This window comes from Blastococcus sp. TBT05-19 (genome assembly GCF_003319095.1).
Taxonomy (GTDB): Bacteria; Actinomycetota; Actinomycetes; order Mycobacteriales; family Geodermatophilaceae; genus Blastococcus.
The window spans coordinates 256690-275135 of the sequence record NZ_QOHI01000002.1; the positions used below are offsets into that span (position 1 = coordinate 256690).

15 protein-coding genes are annotated in these 18446 nt (G+C 72.6%); 1 reads left to right on the forward strand and 14 read right to left on the reverse strand.

Features of this window, described 5'->3' with window-relative positions:
- Window positions 1–8 precede the first annotated feature (8 nt).
- Entirely contained in the window at window positions 9–1772 is a 1764-nt protein-coding gene (locus DQ244_RS07845; RefSeq protein ID WP_158544497.1) for a SpoIIE family protein phosphatase, read from the reverse strand.
- Between the two features lie 217 nt (window positions 1773–1989).
- Between DQ244_RS07845 and DQ244_RS07850 the strand changes: the two genes are divergently transcribed.
- A complete protein-coding gene (locus tag DQ244_RS07850) occupies window positions 1990–2448 on the forward strand; it encodes an ATP-binding protein (RefSeq protein WP_199580281.1) in 459 nt (152 codons plus the stop codon).
- Window positions 2449–2539: 91 nt separating this feature from the next.
- Here the strand turns inward: DQ244_RS07850 and DQ244_RS07855 are convergent, their stop codons facing one another.
- The 13 genes from DQ244_RS07855 to DQ244_RS07915 all read right to left on the reverse strand — a co-directional run bounded on the left by DQ244_RS07855 (window position 2540) and on the right by DQ244_RS07915 (window position 18204).
- Complete coding sequence (locus tag DQ244_RS07855) at window positions 2540–3031, reverse strand: hypothetical protein (protein WP_113810919.1); 492 nt, start codon at window positions 3029–3031, stop codon at window positions 2540–2542.
- Window positions 3028–3390: a response regulator gene (locus DQ244_RS07860; RefSeq protein WP_113810920.1), complete on the reverse strand. Its 363-nt coding sequence runs from the start codon at window positions 3388–3390 to the stop codon at window positions 3028–3030. The genes DQ244_RS07855 and DQ244_RS07860 overlap by 4 nt, the downstream gene beginning before the upstream one ends.
- Window positions 3391–3418: 28 nt before the next feature.
- Window positions 3419–3937 carry a chemotaxis protein CheX gene (locus DQ244_RS07865; RefSeq protein WP_113810921.1) on the reverse strand — a complete coding sequence of 173 codons (519 nt, stop codon included), beginning with the start codon at window positions 3935–3937 and terminating at the stop codon, window positions 3419–3421.
- Window positions 3934–4317 carry a response regulator gene (locus DQ244_RS07870; RefSeq protein ID WP_104524327.1) on the reverse strand — a complete coding sequence of 128 codons (384 nt, stop codon included), beginning with the start codon at window positions 4315–4317 and terminating at the stop codon, window positions 3934–3936. Before DQ244_RS07870 ends, DQ244_RS07865 begins: the two co-directional genes overlap by 4 nt.
- Window position 4318: 1 nt before the next feature.
- Complete coding sequence (locus tag DQ244_RS07875) at window positions 4319–5143, reverse strand: protein-glutamate O-methyltransferase CheR (RefSeq protein ID WP_113810922.1); 825 nt, start codon at window positions 5141–5143, stop codon at window positions 4319–4321.
- Window positions 5140–6252, reverse strand: coding sequence for a chemotaxis response regulator protein-glutamate methylesterase (locus DQ244_RS07880; RefSeq protein WP_113810923.1), 1113 nt, complete (start codon window positions 6250–6252; stop codon window positions 5140–5142). The genes DQ244_RS07875 and DQ244_RS07880 overlap by 4 nt, the downstream gene beginning before the upstream one ends.
- 404 nt (window positions 6253–6656) lie before the next feature.
- On the reverse strand, window positions 6657–7559 hold the full coding sequence (locus tag DQ244_RS07885; RefSeq protein WP_113810924.1) for a hypothetical protein: 903 nt from the start codon (window positions 7557–7559) through the stop codon (window positions 6657–6659).
- A 161-nt stretch (window positions 7560–7720) separates the two neighbouring features.
- Window positions 7721–8167, reverse strand: coding sequence for a chemotaxis protein CheW (locus DQ244_RS07890; protein WP_233491250.1), 447 nt, complete (start codon window positions 8165–8167; stop codon window positions 7721–7723).
- A 2-nt stretch (window positions 8168–8169) separates the two neighbouring features.
- The gene (locus tag DQ244_RS07895; protein ID WP_113810926.1) at window positions 8170–10605 is read right to left on the reverse strand and encodes a chemotaxis protein CheA; all 2436 of its coding nucleotides are present in this window, start codon (window positions 10603–10605) and stop codon (window positions 8170–8172) included.
- A 202-nt stretch (window positions 10606–10807) separates the two neighbouring features.
- Entirely contained in the window at window positions 10808–12490 is a 1683-nt protein-coding gene (locus DQ244_RS07900) for a methyl-accepting chemotaxis protein (protein ID WP_233491251.1), read from the reverse strand.
- Window positions 12491–12727: 237 nt separating this feature from the next.
- A complete protein-coding gene (locus DQ244_RS07905; protein ID WP_113810928.1) occupies window positions 12728–14380 on the reverse strand; it encodes a methyl-accepting chemotaxis protein in 1653 nt (550 codons plus the stop codon).
- 291 nt (window positions 14381–14671) lie between these two features.
- Window positions 14672–16300: a methyl-accepting chemotaxis protein gene (locus tag DQ244_RS07910; protein WP_113810929.1), complete on the reverse strand. Its 1629-nt coding sequence runs from the start codon at window positions 16298–16300 to the stop codon at window positions 14672–14674.
- A gap of 290 nt (window positions 16301–16590) precedes the next feature.
- A complete protein-coding gene (locus DQ244_RS07915; RefSeq protein ID WP_113810930.1) occupies window positions 16591–18204 on the reverse strand; it encodes a methyl-accepting chemotaxis protein in 1614 nt (537 codons plus the stop codon).
- Window positions 18205–18446 lie beyond the last annotated feature (242 nt).

Genomic DNA, 18446 nt, shown 5'->3' on the forward strand with positions numbered 1-18446 from the left:
CGGCCGGTTCAGGCGAAGGGCTGGGGCAGGACCTGCGGACCGGCCTCGGCCGGCCGGTCGACGTCCCGGGGGTGCATCCGGACGGCCAGGACGGCGACGTCGTCCTCGACGCCCTCGCCCAGCATCTCGGTGAGGAGGCGGTCGCACAGCGCCGTCAGCGTCAGCCCGTCGGAGGACTCGAGCAGGGCGCGCACCTGCGCCCGCCCGTCGTCCAGCGGCAGGCCGCGGCGCTCGAAGAGCCCGTCGGTGAACAGCAGGAGGGTGCTGCCGTCGGGCAGCAGCGCCTCGCCGTCCGAGCGCGTGCCGAGCCAGCCGATGCCCAGCGGCGGCCCCACCGGCGCGCTCAGGTCCTCGACCCGGCCGTCGGGCATCAGCAGCATCGCGTCGGGGTGCCCCGCCGAGGCCCAGTGCAGCCGGCGCACACCGGCGGCCCGCTCGGCCTCGTCCTGCTCCATCCGGCACACCATCGCCGTCGCCATGGCCGGCACCGCGAGCCCGACGAGCGCGTGGTCGACGCGGGTGAGCAGGCCGGCCGGCTCCTCCTGCCGGTCGAAGGCGATGGCGCGGACCAGGGTCTTGATCTGGCCCATGGCCGCGGCGGCCTCGATGTCGTGCCCCATCACGTCACCGATCACGAGCACGGTGTCGCCGTCGGGCTGCAGGAAGGCGTCGTACCAGTCCCCGCCGATCGAGACCCCCTGGGTCGCCGGCCGGTAGCGGACGGCGAGCTCCAGGTTGTCCGGCTGCACCGGCGGGGAGAGCAGGCTGAGCTGCAGCCGCTCGGCGACCTGGTGGTTGAGGGACACCAGCCGGGCGTTGTCGAGCGCGAGGGCAGCCCGGCGGGAGGCGATCTGCGCCGTCCGGAGCTCGACGGGGGTGTGCGCCCCGCGGTCGGGCCCGTTGACGAGCGTGAAGCCCCCGATGACCTCTCCGCGGGCGAGCAGCGGGAACGCGGCGGCGGCGGCCGGGCGGAGCGGGGCGAGGACCTCGCGGGCCGCTGCGTCCGGAACCATCGACTCGACGATCTCGGGGGTGAGCTCCGGGTAGACCAGCGGGGCGGGCTCGCGCAGCATCCGCGGCACGGGGGCCGTCACGTCGTTGGTGGCCACCCGGAGGTCGGCGTAGCGGTGCATGTCGGGGGCGAGGGCCGGGTCGCGGTGGGCGCGGCCGACGTCCCGCCGCGTGCCGTCCGGGTCGATGACGCTGACGATGCACCAGTCGGCCAGCTCCGGCACCACCCGTTCGGCGAAGCGCTGGACGGCCTCGTCGGTGTCGTAGGTGGAGGTCATGGCCAGGTTGATGTCGCCCAGCAGCATCAGGTGCCGGGCGGCCTCCTCGGCCTCGCGGCCGGCGCGGGCGGCCTCCGCGGCGGCCTGCTCCCGGGCGGCGACCGCGGCGACCCGCTCCTCGTCGGCCCGGCGGCGCGCGGTGACGTCGTCGTAGCTGACCACCAGGCCCGCGTCGGTTAGGAAGGCGTCGGCGCGGAACCACTTCTGCAGCGGGTCGAACCAGGCCTCGGTGCTGCCGGGCCGTCCCGAGCTCCGCACCGACCGGTACAGCTGCTCGAACGGTCCGCCCACGGCCTCGGGGAACTCCACCCAGACGCCGCGCCCGAGCAGGTCGCCGACCGTGCGGTCGAGCACCCGCGCGCCGGCGGGGTTCACGTACGCGAAGAGCCAGTCCTCGTCGAGGACGAACAACGGCCGGTCCATGCCCTCGACGGCCTCGAGCAGCAGGTTCCCGCGCACCAGCGCCGAATCATCCCGCCCCATGCCCGTCAGCCCCAGCCCGTCGGCCGCGCTGTCGGCAGCAGAAGGGCTCAGCCTGACTGGTCGACCACCGGAAAGCAACGCGGCTCCTCCTACGGGGGCGGGCGCCGCTCGGGGTGACTCTGGCCACAACTGCCCGCCCGGACCGCGGGCCGGGGGGTTGACAGCGCCCTCGACGGGGCACCAGGGAGACGGCGACGACCCGAGCCGAGGGGGAGGCATGGTGCGACTTGCGTGGCCGGTGCGCCCGCTGCCCGACGGCCGCGGTGAGATGTGGCGCTGGCGGCTCACCGGCCTGGCCGAACTGCCGGCAGCGCGGGCCGGGCTGCGCTCGCGGCTCTGCGGCCACGGCTACCCGCCCGAGGGCGACGACCCCTCGAGCGAGCAGCTGGTCCTCGCCTTCGACGAGCTCGCCTCCAACGCCCTCCGCCACGGGGAGCGGCCCGTCGTCGCCACCGTCGTGGCCGGCAGCGGGGGCTGGCTGCTCGACGTCAGCGACCGGGCGCCGGGATCGATGCCCGCGCCGACCGTCGACCGCGACCCGGCCCAGGGCGGCATGGGTCTGCAGCTGGTCGCGCGGCTCTCGGTCGCGCACGGCTGGTACGTCGACGAGGACTGCAAGCACGTCTGGGCCTGCCTGCCCACGGAGGCCGACCAGCCCGGTGCGGCGCTCGCCTGACGCGATCGCCTCGGCTGTTCCACGTGCAACACGCACGAGACCCCCGCCGCTCGGATGAGCGGCGGGGGTCTCGTCGTGGTGCGGTGCCCCGTCACGGGACGACGAAGGACAGCGCTCCCTTGCCGTAGGTCGGGACCTCGATGGCGAGGTCGATCCGGTTGAACGCGGAGAGCATGCCGGCGAGGTCGCCCGGCACCTCCTCGCCCGGGGCGTAGAGCTTGTGCAGCTTGGAGTGCGGGGCACCCGGGGTGTTGAACAGCGCGGAGAGCACGTTCACCACCTCGTAGAGCGCCTCGACCTGCATGCCGGACAGCTCGCCGTCCTCCTCGACCGCGTCCTGGGCGCCGCCGGGGGGCAGCAGGGCGAGGGCGGAGCCGGTGTAGGCCGACGCGCCGAGGTCCATCAGGCACAGGGCGTTGACGTTCATCTGCGGGTCCACGTAGACGGCCACGGAGACCGGTCGCTCCGGCGTCGGCGTGACCGGGGCCCCGGGGGAGACCGCGACCGGCTTGCCGACCAGGCCGGTCAGCATCTCGCGGATGTCCTTGGCCTCGGGGACCTTGACCCCGGTGGGGGCGGTCATGCGATCACCCCGTCCAGGTGCTCCCGGAACGTGTCCTCGGTGAACGGCTTGGCGATGAGGAACAGGGCGCCGGCGTTGGCGGCCTTCTCCCGCATCTCCGCGGACCCCTCGGAGGTGACGAAGCCGAACGGCACGGCCGAGCCCTGGGCGCGCAGCGCCTGCAGGCACTCGATGCCGGTCATGTTGGGCATGTTCCAGTCGGACAGGATCAGGTCGGGGCTCTCGGAGCCGACCTTGGCCAGCGCGTCGGCGCCGTCCTCGGCCTCGACGATGTCGTGGTCGTCGTACCCCGCCTGACGCAGGGTGCGGATGACGATCTGCCGCATCACGCGGCTGTCGTCGGCGATCAGGATCTTCACAGTGGCACCTCGGTTTCGGTCAGTGGGATCAGGAGGAGGGAACCGGCAGCGGCGGGAGCGCACCCTGCACGGAGATGGTGAGCGGCTCGCCGCGCCAGAGGACCTCGACGCGGCAGACGTCGGCGGGGTTGCGCACCAGCGGGGCGTGACCCACCTGCGGCAGGCTCAGGCCCGAGGGGCCCGGCAGGGCGGCCTTGATGCTGCCCCCGACGACGTTGGCGATCTCGCCGAAGGCGTCCTCGACGTCCTCGACCTCGAGCACCTCGGGGGCGGTCTCCCGGAGCAGCGCCCGGGAGAGGGCCTCGGCGGTGGCCCGGCCGGTCGTCAGGACGACGCTCCCGGTCCACGGGCCGACGACGTCGACCCAGCTCGAGAGGACGTCGCCGGGCAGGTCGCCGGGGATCGGCACGAGGACCTCGTCCTCGCCGACGAGGGAGATCCAGGCGTCACCCGCGACGGCGAGGATCGTGTCCTCGTCCATCAGGTCGGTGATGACCGGGCGGACGTCGGTCCCGCGGCGGCGCTGGCCGGTGTCGGTGCTGGTCACAGGGCGACCTCCTGCGGGAGCAGGCCGAGCAGCGCGAGCTTGTCGCGGAACGCGTCGGCGGTGAACGGCTTGATCATGTACTCGTGCGCGCCGGCGGCCAGCGCCCGGACGATCTGGGTGTGCTCGCTCTCCGAGGTCACCATCATCATCGTCATCCGGCGCCAGGCCGGGTTGGAGCGGACGGCGGAGACGAACTGCAGCCCGTCCATCACCGGCATGTTCCAGTCGATCGTGGCGAGGTCGGGCACCCAGCCCTCGTCGAGCACGTCCAGCCCCTCCCGGCCGTGGCCGGCGTCCCGGACCTCGTAGCCGAGGTTCGTGAGGATGCCGGTGACGATCCGGCGCATGGCGCGCGAGTCGTCGATCACCAAGGCACGCATGTCAGGCCCCCTTCAGTGGGCGGTAGGCGGAGCTGCGGCCGATGACGACCCGCTCCCAGGAGTCGTCGACACCGAGGGTGGTCTCGGCGGCGCCGAGGAAGAGCCAGCCGTCAGGTCGCATGAGGTCCCGCACGCGGCGGAGGATCGACTGCTTGGTCGGCAGGTCGAAGTAGATGAGCACGTTGCGCAGGTAGACCACGTCGAACGGGCCCATCCGCGGCAAGGGGGCAGCCAGGTTGCACTCGCTGGCGGTGACCATCCGCCGCAGGGTGGGCGAGACCTCCCACTCCGTGCCGGCCCGCTGGAAGTGGCGGACGAGCATCGGGGCGGGCAGGCCGCGGTTGACCTCGAGCTGGCTGAACCTCCCGGCCTTGGTGCGCTGCACCATCTCCCGGGAGAGGTCGGTCGCGGTGATCGAGACGCGCGAGGCCGCATTCGGCAGCGCGTCGTCGAGGAGCATCGCGATGGTGTACGGCTCCTGGCCGCTGGAGCTGGCGGCGGACCAGATCTGCAGGCGCTCGTTGGCCCCGCGCGCCGCGAGGAGCGCCGGGACCACCGTGGAGGTGAGCGCGGTGAACGGGTCACCGTCGCGGAACCACGAGGTCTCGTTCGTGGTCAGCGCCTCGACGATCCGCCGGGTGTTCTCAGGGTCGGGGCGCACGCGCACCGTCTCCACCAGCTTGCTGACGTCGGCCAGCCCCATCTGCCGGGCGATCGGCAGGAGGCGGGCCTCCACCAGGTACTCCTTGCCCGGCTGGAGAACGATGGCGCTCTCCTTGCGGACGAGTTCACGGACCCAGTCGAAACTGGTCGCGGTCAGGCTCATCGACGACCTCCCACGGCCATGGTTGTTGCAGAAGCGAGGGGCACGGCACCGGAGAGGTGGCGCTGGATGGTCTCGGCGATCCGGTCGAGCGGCAGGACCTCGTCGGCGTAGCCGGCCTGCGCCACGGCGCCCGGCATGCCCCAGACGACGGAGGTCGACTGGTCCTGCACGATCACGGTCCCGCCGGCGTTGCGGATCTCCCCGCAGCCGTTGCGGCCGTCGGCGCCCATGCCGGTCAGGACCACACCGAGGACGGCGCCGTCGTAGGCGGCCACCGCGGAGCGGAACAGCGGGTCGACGGCGGGCCGGCAGAAGTTCTCCGGCGGGTTCTGGTTCAGCGAGGTGGTGAACGCCGACCGGGCGTTGGCGCGCACCACGAGGTGGTGGTCGCCGGGGGCGAGGTGCACGGTGCCCGGCACCAGCGGCGTGCCGTCGACGGCCTCGACGACGCGCAGGGCGCTGAGGCGGTCCAGGCGCTGGGCGAACTGGCGGGTGAACACCGGCGGCATGTGCTGGGTCAGCAGGATCGGTACCGGCAGGTTCGCCGGGAGCGCCGGGATGACGCGGGCCAGCGCCTCGGGACCGCCGGTGGAGGAGCCGATCACGAGGACGGCGGGCTTCTTGCCCGGGCCGGTGCGCGGTGCCGCCGGCTTGGGCTTCGGCGGCGGGGGCGCCGCGTACCCGCTGCGCGGCGTGACGGGGCGGCCGAGCAGCGCCTTGATCTTGGGGATGAGCTGCTCGCGCACGCTCTCCATCGACTGCGCGACGCTGCCCACGTTGGCCGGCTTGGTGACGTAGTCGTTGGCGCCGGCGGACAGCGCGTCGAGGGTGGCGGTGGCGCCGCGCTCGGTCAGCGTGCTGAACATGATGATCGGCACGCGGGAGCGCAGCCCGCGGATCGCCCGCACCGCCTCGATGCCGTTCATCTCCGGCATCTCGATGTCCATGGTGATCAGGTCGGGCTTGAGCTGCTCGAGCTTGCCGAGGGCGACCTTGCCGTTGACGGCGGTGCCCACGACGTCGATGTCGGGATCGGCGGAGAGCACGTCGGTGACGATCTTGCGGACGACGACCGAGTCGTCGACCACCATCACCTTGATCGGATTCACACGTCCTCCTGACCCCGCCCCCGACGACCGGCGGGCTCGTTCTCTGTATCGGCACCAGCGCCCCCGGCTTGAGCGCTGCGACGGCCCCGTCCGGCCGGTTCCCACCCACGTCGGCGGGGGAGGAGAGGGACGGGAGGACGGGGGCGTCGCGCGCCGGGCGCGTCAGCCCGCACTCCCGCGGGCATGCGGGAGCGAGCTGCTGCTGTCCTGAGATTGTCGGCGGCGCAGAACCGGATTCCAGCCGACACGCAGAATGTCTGGCGCAATCTTTTCGCCGTCAATTCATGTCGACATCTGCCAATTCGGCGACCACTTCCCGGAGATCGACAAATGGATCCGGAAATGACGACGACCCCCGGGGATCCCCGGGGGTCGTCTCGACTGCGGAGGTGTTCCGCGCCTGGTCAGGCGCGCAGCGCCCGTTCCCGGGGCGCGACCAGGACCGCCGCGGACTCCTCACCGAGCAGATCGGCCATCACGACCGCCTGCACGCAGCCGGCCACGGCGTTCCAGACGCCGGCGGCGCCGTCGCGCAGGTCGAAGCCGCCGTCGAGGAAGGCCTGGACGGCGAGGAGCTGGGCCGCGGCGAGCGCCCGGGTGCGCCCGGAGACGTGGGCGGCCCAGGACGCCTCGTGCATGGCGGTCGCCCACGGGCGCTGGGCGCTGCGGCCCTCGTCGACCGCGAGGCGCCAGCGGGTGCGCCCCGCGTCGTCCAGGTCGCGCACCGCGGCCAGGAAGGTCATGAGGTCGTCCTCGGCCGGGCCGAGCTGCCAGCCGGCCGGGGTCACCAGCGGGCCGGCGTCCTGCGCGCGGTCGAAGGCGGCGGTCAGGTCCCGGCGCACCAGGGGCGGGAGCACCCCGGCGGCCCAGTAGCCGACGGCGGCGTCGGCGAGGACCTCGGTGGCCTCGTCCCACAGGTCGACGTCGAGCTCGGCGCGCTGCGGGTGCTCGGCGCCCAGGACGTCTTCGCGCAGCAGGCGCTCGAGCGTCGGGGCGTCGCCGATCGTGCCCTGCTCCAGCTGCGCCACGAGGAGGGCGGTGCGGTCACCGGCGCCGCTGCCGGCGTCGGCGGCGGAGCGCATGTGCGGCACGCCGGCGGCCATCTCGCGGGCACGGCGGCCGCGGACGGCGCGCACCCCGCGACGCTCCAGGTCCAGCCCGCGGGCGGGGTGGACGGCGGCCAGCCGGTCGACCGCGGCCTCGTCGGCACCCAGGCCGGTGAGCAGGACCTCGGCGACCGCGCGCCCGGCGGGCAGGCGGACCAGGTCGAATCCCAGCGTGGCGGCACTGACCAGCGAGTAGGGCATGGCGGCGCCTCCAGCGATAGGGACCGAGCGGTCGTCGTCCCATGCTGGTGCCCCTGCCCCCGAAAAGCCACGCGGCCCTCACCCCTTCGCAGGAGGGCGAAGGGATGAGGGCCGCGTGTCCGGGTGAGCTGTGTTATCTCACGATCACGGTCGGTGATCGATCACGCGCTGAGGGCCTTCTGCACGTCGAGCGCGAGCAGCAGCCGCCCGTCGAGCTTGTAGGCGCCGCGGATCAGGTCGCGGGCCTGGCCCTCCAGGGTGTCCGGCGGGGCCGCGAAGTCGCCGGCGTCCACGTCGACGACGTCGGCGATGGAGTCCACCAGCATGCTCACGGCCTCGCCGTGCAGCCGGACCACGATCACGACGGGATCGGTGCCCTCGGGCCGCGGGGGCCGGCCGAGCCGCTCGCGCAGCTCGATGGCGGTCACGACCTGGCCACGCAGGTTGATCAGGCCGGCGACGGCGGCGGGCGCCAGCGGCACGCGGGTGAGCTGCTGGCTGCGCAGCACCTCCTGCACGTGCTCGACCTCGATGCCGTACAGGTCGCCGTCTAGCCGGAAGGTGGCCAGCTGCCCGCTGGTCGCGGGGGCGGTGGTGGGGGCGGTCACGGTCAGACCTCCAGCAGGGAGTCGGGAACGCCGGCCGGGGCCGACGAGACGGGCGAGTAGAAGTGCGGATCGGCGGCGAGGATGGCGGCGCGGACGTCGAGCAGCTCGGTCACCTTGTCGCCGAGGACTGCGGAGCCGAGCAGACCCATGTCGTCGATGTCGCTGCGGACGGCGGCCTCGCCGTCGACGATGTCGAGGATCTCCTCGACCACGATGGCGACGCTGCGGCCGTGGTCGGCGTAGACGATGACCTCCAGGACCTCGTGGTCCGTCTCGCCGTAGGCACCGAGATGCCGGTCCAGCCGGACCATCGGGAGGATCTGGCCGCGGTACTGCACGACCTCCCGGTTGCCGACCTTCTCCACCGACTCGGTGCGCACCTGCTCGAGCCGGGTGACCGTGTCCAGCGGGATGGCGACCCGGCGGCCGCCGCCGATGGCGGCGAGCAGCATCCTCTGCCGGTCGGTGTCGCTGGCGGCAGCGGCGGCCTTGAGGGCGGCCTTCTGCGAGTCCTGGCGCTCCGTGGTCTCGGTGCGCAGGGCCCGGCGGGCGAGCGCCTGCACGTCGAGGATGAGGGCCACCGTGCCGTCACCGAGGACGGTCGCGCCGGAGTACAGGCCGATGGCCTTCATCTGGCCGCCGACCGCCTTGACGACGATCTCCTCGGTGTTGATGACCCGGTCGACGACCAGGCCGAAGCGCCGGCCCTCCGAGCGCAGCACGGCGATGACCACGTGGCCGTCGTGGCGCTCGGAGGTCAGGCCCAGGACGTCGGTGAGGCGCACGAGGGGCAGCAGCTCCCCGCGGAGGCGGTAGACCTGGGCCCCGCCGACCTCCTCGACGGCGTTCGCGGCCTTCTCGGCGTCCAGGCTGACCAGCTCCTGCAGGCTGATCTGCGGGATGGCGTACCGGTCTCCGGCGCACTCGACGGTCAGCGCCGGGACGATCGCGAGCGTCAGCGGGATCCGCAGCCGGCACACGGTGCCGCGACCGGTCTCGGACTCGACCTCGATGGTGCCGCCGATGGCCTCGATGTTGGTCTTCACCACGTCCATGCCCACGCCGCGGCCGGAGACGTTGGTGACCGCCGCCGCCGTGGAGAACCCGGGCAGGAAGATCAGCTGCAGGATGTCCGCCGGGCTCATCCGCGCCAGCGCGTCCTGGGTGAGCAGGCCGCGCTGCACGGCCTTGGCGCCGAGCTTGGCCGGGTCGATGCCCGCGCCGTCGTCGGCCACCTCGACCACGACCTGGCCGCTCTCGTGACGCGCCCGCAGGGTCAGCACGCCCTCGGCCGGCTTGCCGGCCTTCTTCCGGTCCTCGGGCGCCTCGATGCCGTGGTCCACGGAGTTGCGCACGAGGTGGGTCAACGGGTCCTTGACCGCCTCCAGCAGGGTCTTGTCGAGCTCGGTCTCCCGGCCCTCCATGTCGAGCCGGATCGTCTTCTTCAGCTGCAGGCCGAGGTCGCGGACGACGCGCGGCAGCTTCGACCAGATGTGGTCGATGGGCTGCATGCGCGTCTTCATGACGCCCTCCTGCAGCTCGCTGGCGATGAGGTTCAGCCGCTGGGACGAGCGGATCAGGTCGGTGTCGGTCGACCGGGCGACGTTCTGGACGATCTGGTTGCGGGTGAGCACCAGCTCACCGACGAGCAGCATCAGCTGGTCGAGCAGGTCGACGTCCACGCGGATCGTGCTGTCGGCGACGGCGCGGCGGCCCTGGCCACCGGCGGCGTCGGGGGTCGCGACCTCCCCTTCGGGGTGGTCGACGGCGACGGACTCGGACACCGGGGGCTCCTCGGCGACGACGGCCGGCACGGCCGGCAGGGCGGGCAGGGCGGGCAGGTCTGCGGGCAGCTCCGCCACCGGCTCCTCGACGACGGGAGCGGGGGCGGGGGCGGCCTTCGCACGGGTGGCGCGCTTGGCGGGGGCGGCCTTGGCCGGGGCGGCCTTGGCCGGGGCCTTCTTCGCGGCGGGGGCCTTCGTCGCGGCGGGGGCCGCGGCGGGCACCGCCACCTCGGCGGCGACGGGGGCGGCCTCGGCAGCCGGGCCGTCGCCGTCCTCCATCGCGGCGCTGATGTCGGCGACGACGGCGGAGACGTCCACGCCGCCCTCGCCACCGCTGGCCTCGATCGTGGTCAGCAGGGAGCGCACGGCGTCGACCATCTGCAGCAGCACGCTGGTGCGGTGCGGGGTCAGCGCCAGCTCGCCGTCGCGCAGCCGCGAGAGCATGTTCTCGCCGACGTGCGTGACCTCCTCCAGCCGGTTGAAGGCGAGGAAGCCGCTGGTGCCCTTGATCGTGTGGATCGTCCGGAAGATGCTCGACAGCCGCTCGCGCGAGTTGGGCTCCTTCTCCAGAGCCACCAGGTCGGCGTCCAGCTGGTCGAGGTTCTCGTGGCTCTCGACGAGGAACTCCTCGACGATGTCGTCCAGACCGTCCACTGCTGCCTTCTCTCTGCTTTGCGGGAGCGCGGTCGGCCCCGGTGTGTCATCGGCGGGCGCTGCGGTGAGGTCAAGGTGAACCCGTCGGCCCGCGCCGTCTGTGCTGTTATCGGCAGTCCCGAGCCCGCAACCGACCATCGGCGCGGGGCCCTGTCGCGAGGCTCGCCCCGAGCCTGCGAGGGGTGAGGAGGACGGGGTCCTGTCAGTACGTGAAGCGGCCGACCTCGGTGCGGAGGTCCGCGGCCATGCGGGACAGCTCGTCCACGGCGGTGCGGGTCTGCGTCAGCGCCTGGGTGGTGGACTCGGCCGCCGTCGAGACGCTGCCGATGTTGTCGGCGATCTGGCCGGCACCGCCGGCGGCCTCCTGGACCGAGCGCGACATCTCGCTGGTGGTGGCGGTCTGCTCCTCCACCGCGGAGGCGATGGTGGTCTGCCGGTCGGAGATCTGACCGACGATCTGCGAGATCTCCTCGATCGCGCCGACGGCGGCACCGGTGTCCTTCTGGATCGCCTCGACCCGGCGGACGATGTCCTCGGTCGCCTTCGCCGTCTCCTGCGCCAGCTCCTTGACCTCGTTGGCGACCACCGCGAAGCCCTTGCCCGCCTCGCCCGCCCGAGCCGCCTCGATCGTGGCGTTCAGGGCGAGCAGGTTGGTCTGCTCCGCGATGCTCGTGATCACCTTCACGACGTTGCCGATCTCGGCCGAGGACTCCCCCAGCTTCGCCACCGTCGCGGTGGTCGTCTCCGCAGCGGTCACCGCGCGCGCCGCCACCTGGCTGGCCTCGGCGGCGTTCTGCGAGATCTCCCGGATGCTGGCGCCCATCTGCTCGGCGCCGGCGGCCACGGTCTGCACGCTGCGGCTGACCTCCTCCGCGGCCCCGGCGACCACGCCGGACTGCGCCGAGGTCTCCTCCGCCGACACCGAGATCTGCGCCGAGGACGCCGACAGCTCCTCCGAGCTCGCGGCGACGGCGTCCGCGGAGGCCACGACCGAGCTCACCAGCCGGCGCAGGTTCTCCTGGGCCGTGGTCAGCGACGCCGCCATCTGGCCCACCTCGTCGCGGGTGTGCACGTCGGCCGGACGGGTCAGGTCGCCCTGGGCGACGGCCTCCAGCGAGGCCTGGACGCGGCGCAGCGGGCGCACGACCGAGCGGGCCGCGGCGACGGCGGCGATCGCGGCCAGCAGGACGGCGAGCCCACCGACGACCGAGAGGATCAGCGTCGCGCGGGTCTGGGCGTCGCGCTGCTCCTCGACGAGGGCGTCCAGCCGCTCACCGGCCGAGGCCTGCATCCGGTCGGCGATGTCGAGGATCAGGCCGTAGCCCTCCCCCGCCTCGCCACCGTTGATGCTCTCCACCGCCGTCCGGTAGCCCGCGGGCGAACCGTCGGAGACCCACGCGACGACCTGGTCGTCCATCGCGAAGTAGTTGTCCCAGGCGGGCTCGAGCTCTGCCCAGGTGGCCCGCTCGTCGGCGTCCATCGCCGAGGTGTCCACGGCGGCCAGCCACTCGTAGACGCCGTCCTTGCTCTCCAGCAGGCCGCTGCGGTTGTAGGCGTCGGGAGCGAGGGCGGCCTGCGGGCCGTACGCGGCGACGTCGGCCATGACCAGGCCCTGCCAGCCGCTGACGTCGGCGATCTGGAAGCGCGCGGTCTCCGCCTGCTGCTGAACGCCGGCGACCCCGCTGAGCTCGTCGGCGATGTCGCGCTGCTCGGCCACGGCCGCGAGGCCGGCACCGGCGCTCACGAGGACGAGTGCGCCGACGGCGCCGAAGGCCAGCCCCAGCCGACGGCCGATGCGGATGTCGCCCAACCGGAAGGGCCTCGCCGAGCTGCCACGCGATCCGCTCGGGGTCGTCGTGGGGCGGGCGGCGCGGGTGTGCGTCAAGGCGGGACTCCGTAGCTGGGAAGCGAATGGCGGTGCAGGGGAGAAGGTACGACCGGAAATGGCCGCGGATACCCCTGATTCGTGCGTGTCGCACGTGGCTGGCGAGATTGGTCGGCGAGCGCATTTCCCGTGTCGACAAGACCGCATTCCGCAATGGCCGGCGCCTACATGACGAACGCCGGTGGCGACCTGGTTCGGTCGCCACCGGCGTCTCGTGGTGAGGGGTCGTGCGGCCTGTCAGTAGGTGAAGCGACCCACCGTGGTGCGCAGGTCGGCGGCCATGCGCGAGAGCTCGTCCACCGCCGTGCGGGTCTGGGTCAGCGCCTGGGTGGTCGAGTCCGCCGCGGTCGAGACCCCGGTGATGTTCTCCGCGATCTGCGTCGTGCCACCGGAGGCCTCCTGCACCGAACGGGCCATCTCGTTCGTCGTCGCCGTCTGCTCCTCCACCGCGCTGGCGATGGTGGTCTGCCGGTCGGAGATCTGCGCGACGATCGAGCTGATCTCCTCGATCGCGCCGACGGCGGCGCCGGTGTCCTTCTGGATCGCCTCGACCCGGCGGGCGATGTCCTCGGTGGCCTTCGCCGTCTCCTGCGCCAGCTCCTTGACCTCGTTGGCGACCACCGCGAAGCCCTTGCCCGCCTCGCCCGCCCGCGCCGCCTCGATGGTGGCGTTCAGGGCGAGCAGGTTGGTCTGCTCGGCGATGCTCGTGATCACCTTCACGACGTTGCCGATCTCGGCCGAGGACTCCCCCAGCTTCGCCACCGTGGCGGTGGTCGTCGCCGCGGCCTGGACGGCGCGGTGCGCGACCTGGCTCGCCTCGGCGGCGTTGGTGGCGATCTCCCGGATGCTCGCGCCCATCTCCTCGGCGCCGGCGGCGACGGTCTGCACGCTGCGCGAGACCTCCTCAGCGGCACCCGACACGACGCCGGACTGGGCGGAGGTCTCCTCGGCCGAGGCCGAGATCTGCGCCGACGACGCCGACAGCTCCTCCGACGACGCGGCGACCGCGTCCGCCGACGAGCCGACGGTGGTGAGGACGTCGCGCAGGTTCTGGACAGCCGTGTCGAGGGCCTGCCCCATCTGGCCCAGCTCGTCGCGGGTGGTCAGGCCACTGGTGGCGGTCAGGTCGCCGTCGGCGAGGCGGACGGCCACCTTCTTGACACGGTCGGTCGCGCGGGCGATGCCGCGGGCCACGACGAAGCCCAGGGCCAGCGCGAGCGCGGCACCGACGACCAGGACGGCGATCGAGATCGAGCGCTGGCTCTCGTACTGCTCCTGCGCCGCTGCAGCGGCCTGCTGAGCCTCCTCGTGCTCGATCTCGCCGACCTCGGCCAGCAGCTGCTGCACCTCGTCCGCGAGCGGCTTGCCCTCCGACTCGTTGACCGCGTACCAGCCGGCCACGTCGTTCGCGAGGGCGAAAGGCGCCAGCTTCTGCTCAGCGACGGTCAGGTAGGCGTCGAAGGCGGCACCAGCATCCTCCACCAGCGCGATCTTCTCCGGTGTCGGGTCGGAGTCCATGTAGTCCGCCTGAGCTGCCGCGAACTCGTCCCGGTAGGTCCCCAGGGCGGCGATCGTCTCCTGGGTCAGCGCCGGCGTGGGCACGACCAAGGACTGCCGGGTGACGACGCGCACGTTCGCCACGATTGCTTCCATCTCGCTGCTGGCCTCGAGGCCGGCGATGTTGCTCTCGAAGAGCATCTCCGAGGTGGTCGCCGAGTCGCCCAGGGCTGTGAGGCCCATGATGCCGACCCCGGCGGCGACGGCGGTCGCCGATGCCACCGCCGTGAGGATCTTGACGCTCACGCCGCGATCGCCCCACCAGGACGCCGACCGGCCGGTCGACTCGGTGGAACTTCCGTCGGCGTCCGGGGTGTGCGTGGTTCCGGTCATGGCGCGTGCTCCAGAGCTGGGGAAGGGGGAGAGGGAGCACGGACCGGTCGCTCGGACTCGGCGGTGCTGACAGCTCGAAGGTAAAGAAGGGAGAACGCGGAATGGCGCGATCGACGCGCGTGTCGCGCTGGCGACGAACATTCCGTCACAGCCGTCCCGCGAATGTCGACATTGTTCGAAAAATGGTTGGGGAATGCACTCTTCGGGCCGACGGCACGGACGCGCCGAGGGCGCACGGCTGATGCCGTGCGCCCTCGGTACCGGGTCCTGCCGCTCCCGGGCGGCGAGCGGTCAGTAGGTGAACCGGCCCACCGTGGTGCGCAGGTCGGCGGCCATGCGGGACAGCTCGTCCACCGCGGTGCGGGTCTGGGTGAGCGCCTGCGTGGTCGAGTCGGCCGCGCTGGAGACCCCGGTGATGTTCTCCGCGATCTGGGTGGTGCCGCCGGCGGCCTCCTGCACCGACCGCGACATCTCGCTGGTCGTGGCCTCCTGCTCCTCCACCGCGCTGGCGATGGTGGTCTGGCGGTCGGAGATCTGCGCGACGATCTGCGAGATCTCCTCGATCGCGGTCACCGCGGCGGTCGTGTCGCCCTGGATGGCCAGCACCCGCTTGGCGATGTCCTCGGTGGCCTTCGCCGTCTCCTGGGCCAGCTCCTTGACCTCGTTCGCGACGACCGCGAAGCCCTTGCCGGCCTCACCCGCGCGGGCGGCCTCGATCGTGGCGTTGAGCGCGAGCAGGTTGGTCTGCTCGGCGATGCTCGTGATCACCTTGACGACGTTGCCGATCTCGGCCGAGGACTCCCCCAGCTTCGCCACGGTGGCCGTCGTGGTGGCCGCGGCCTCCACCGCACGGTGCGCCACCTCGCTGGCCTCCGCCGCGTTCGTGGCGATCTCGCGGATCGAGGCGCCCATCTGCTCCGCGCCCGCGGCCACGGTCTGCACGCTGCGCGACACCTCCTCAGCGGCACCCGACACCACACCCGACTGCGCCGAGGTCTCCTCGGCCGAGGCCGAGATCTGCGCCGACGACGCCGACAGCTCCTCCGACGAGGCCGCCACCGCGTCCGCCGACGCGGCGACCGAGCCCAGCACCGTGCGCATGTTCTCGACGGCGGTGTCGAGCGCCTGCCCCATGCGCCCGAGCTCGTCACGCGTGCTCAGGCCGGCGGTCTTCGTCAGGTCGCCGGTGGCCAGGGCCTCCGCCACGTCCTGCACCTTGCCGACCCCGCGGGCCATGCTGCGGGCGACGACCCAGCCGAGCGCCACGGCGATCGCGATCCCGATGACCAGCACGACGACGGCTTGGGTGCGCTGCGACTCGAACTGCGCGCGCGCGGCCTCTGCGGCCCCCGCGGCCTCGGCCACCTCCAGGTCGTGCACCTCGTCGAGCATCTCCTGCGCCGCCGCGGCCAGCGGAGCGGCCTGCGACTGGTTCGTGAGGTACCAGCCGGAGTAGTCGTTGACGAGGGCGAGCGGGGTGAGGACGGTCTCGACGATGCCCTCGTACTCCTCGAAGGTGACGAACGCCTTCTCGACCAGCTCCGCCTTCTCCGGACTGGGCCCTGAGGTCGCGTAGGCCTCGACCGCCTCCTGGTAGTGGGCGAGCTCGACCTCGAGCTTCTCGAGCGCCTCGGTCGTCAGGTCCGGCGTGGGCGCGAGGATGGCGTCACGCGAGGACTGCCGCACGCCGCCGATGGCGGTCCGCATCTCGGCGACCGCCTCGAGGCCGGCGATGTTGCTGTCGTGCATCTTCTGCGTCGCGTCCGCCGAGGTGCTCAGCGCCGACAGGCCCATGACGCCGACGCCGACCGCCACGGCGGCCGTGACGCCCACGGCGGCGAGGGTCTTGGTGCGGACACCGCGGTCGCCCCACAGGGCGCGTGCGGGCGGGTCGGCCGAGGGGGCGGGCGGAACGGGCATGACGAACTCCTGGCTGCGTGGGCGTGGACGGCACGGGTGTTGGTCGCCAGCCGGTGCCCCGCCTGACGTGTGGTGCGCAATGGAATGGTGGGGGACCGGAGCGCTCCGGAATGGCATTTCCCGGCGCGTCTCGGCCGCAGATGAAGAATGGTCGGCGACAGCATTTCCCGTGTCGACATGACGGCCGCGGGATCGACTACCCAGGAGGCGGCGGATGTCGGAATGCGGCGACCCCGGTCGCGCGGCCGGGAAAGGGCCGCACGACCGGGGTCGCACGTGGAGCGGACGGGTCAGTAGGTGAACCGGCCCACCGTGGTGCGCAGGTCGGCGGCCATGCGGGAGAGCTCGTCCACCGCGACCCGCGTCTGGCCCAGGGCCTGGTTGGTCGCGTCCGCGGCACCGGAGACCCCGGTGATGTTCTCGGCGATCTGGGTGGTGCCGCCGGCGGCCTCCTGGACCGAGCGTGACATCTCGTTGGTGGTGGCGGTCTGCTCCTCGACGGCGGAGGCGATGGTGGTCTGCCGGTCGGAGATCTGCGCGACGATGCTCGAGATCTCCTCGATCGCGGTGACCGCCGCGGTGGTGTCGCCCTGGATGGCCAGCACCCGCTTGGCGATGTCCTCGGTGGCCTTCGCGGTCTCCTGGGCCAGCTCCTTGACCTCGTTGGCCACGACCGCGAAGCCCTTGCCCGCCTCACCGGCGCGAGCGGCCTCGATGGTCGCGTTGAGCGCGAGCAGGTTGGTCTGCTCGGCGATCGAGGTGATGACCTTGACGACGTTGCCGATCTCGGCCGAGGACTCCCCCAGCTTCGCCACCGTGGCCGTCGTGGTGGCCGCGGCCTCCACCGCGCGGTGCGCCACCTGGGAGGCCTCCGCCGCGTTCGTGGCGATCTCCCGGATCGAGGCGCCCATCTGCTCGGCGCCCGCGGCCACGGTCTGCACGCTGCGCGACACCTCCTCGGCCGCACCCGCGACGACACCGGACTGGGCCGAGGTCTCCCCCGCCGACGCCGAGATCTGCGCCGACGACGCCGACAGCTCCTCCGAGCTCGCGGCGACGGCATCGGCGGAGGACACGACCGAGCTGAGCACCTCACGGAGGCTGCCCTGGGCGCTGTCGAGCGCGGTGGCCATGCGGCCCAGCTCGTCGGCGCTGGTCACACCGGTCGTGGTGGTGAGGTCCCCGGCGGCCATGGCCTCCGCGGTGACCTGGACGGCGCGCACCGTCCGGGTGATGCGGCGGACGACCAGCACGGTCAGGCCCACCGCGGCCAGTGCCGCGGCGATCGAGACGACCAGGAGCAGCTGCGTGGCCGACGTCGCGTCCTCGGTGGCCTCGGCGTTGCGCGCTGCGGCCTCCTCGGCCTGGGCGATGCCCTCCTCCTCGAGCGCGTCCGCGATGTCGGTCAACAGCGGGCTGGAGACCTCGCGGTAGGTCTTCGCGTAGGCGGCCAGGTTGCCGGCGTCGGCGGCGGGGAAGAGCTGGGCGGCGTTCGTGGCGAGGAACTGCTCGCGGGCACCCTGGTACTTGTCGATCGCGGCCTGGTCGATGATGAACGGCTCGTACTCGGCGAGCGCGGCGTCCACGTCGGCCTGCTTCTCCTCCATCTCGCCCACGAGCTCGACCCGGCGCGCCGGGTCGGAGACGGCGTACTCGAGCACGCGGGCCCGGTGCGCGGCGGTGGCGCGCTGGACGGCGGAGAGGGAGTTCAGCGGCTTGAGGTTCTCGTCGTAGATGCGCTCCTGGTCGGCACTCATCTCGCTCATGCGGGAGATGGCCAGGGCGTTGGCGCCGCCGAGGACGACGAGGAGCAGCGCGACCACTGCGCCGATGCGGACGCCGAGCGGACGATCGGAGAACCAACCGCCTCCCGTGGCGCGGGTCCGGGACGAACGAGTGCTCATGACTGCTCCAGGGCGGGAAGAATGGATCGAGATGTTCGAAACGGCAGATCCTGTGCCGTAACGCACAGGAAGAATCGCGCACCAACGCACGACGGAGCGCCTTTTCCGAGGCGTGTCGTGGCGCGTCGTGGAAATGGTTCGGTGACCGCCTTTCCCGAGTCGACATGGCCACCCGTCCCAATGGGCCCGCAAGTCTCTGACCATTCCGCCGACGAGCGGGAACACATGCAGAACGGGGCGAC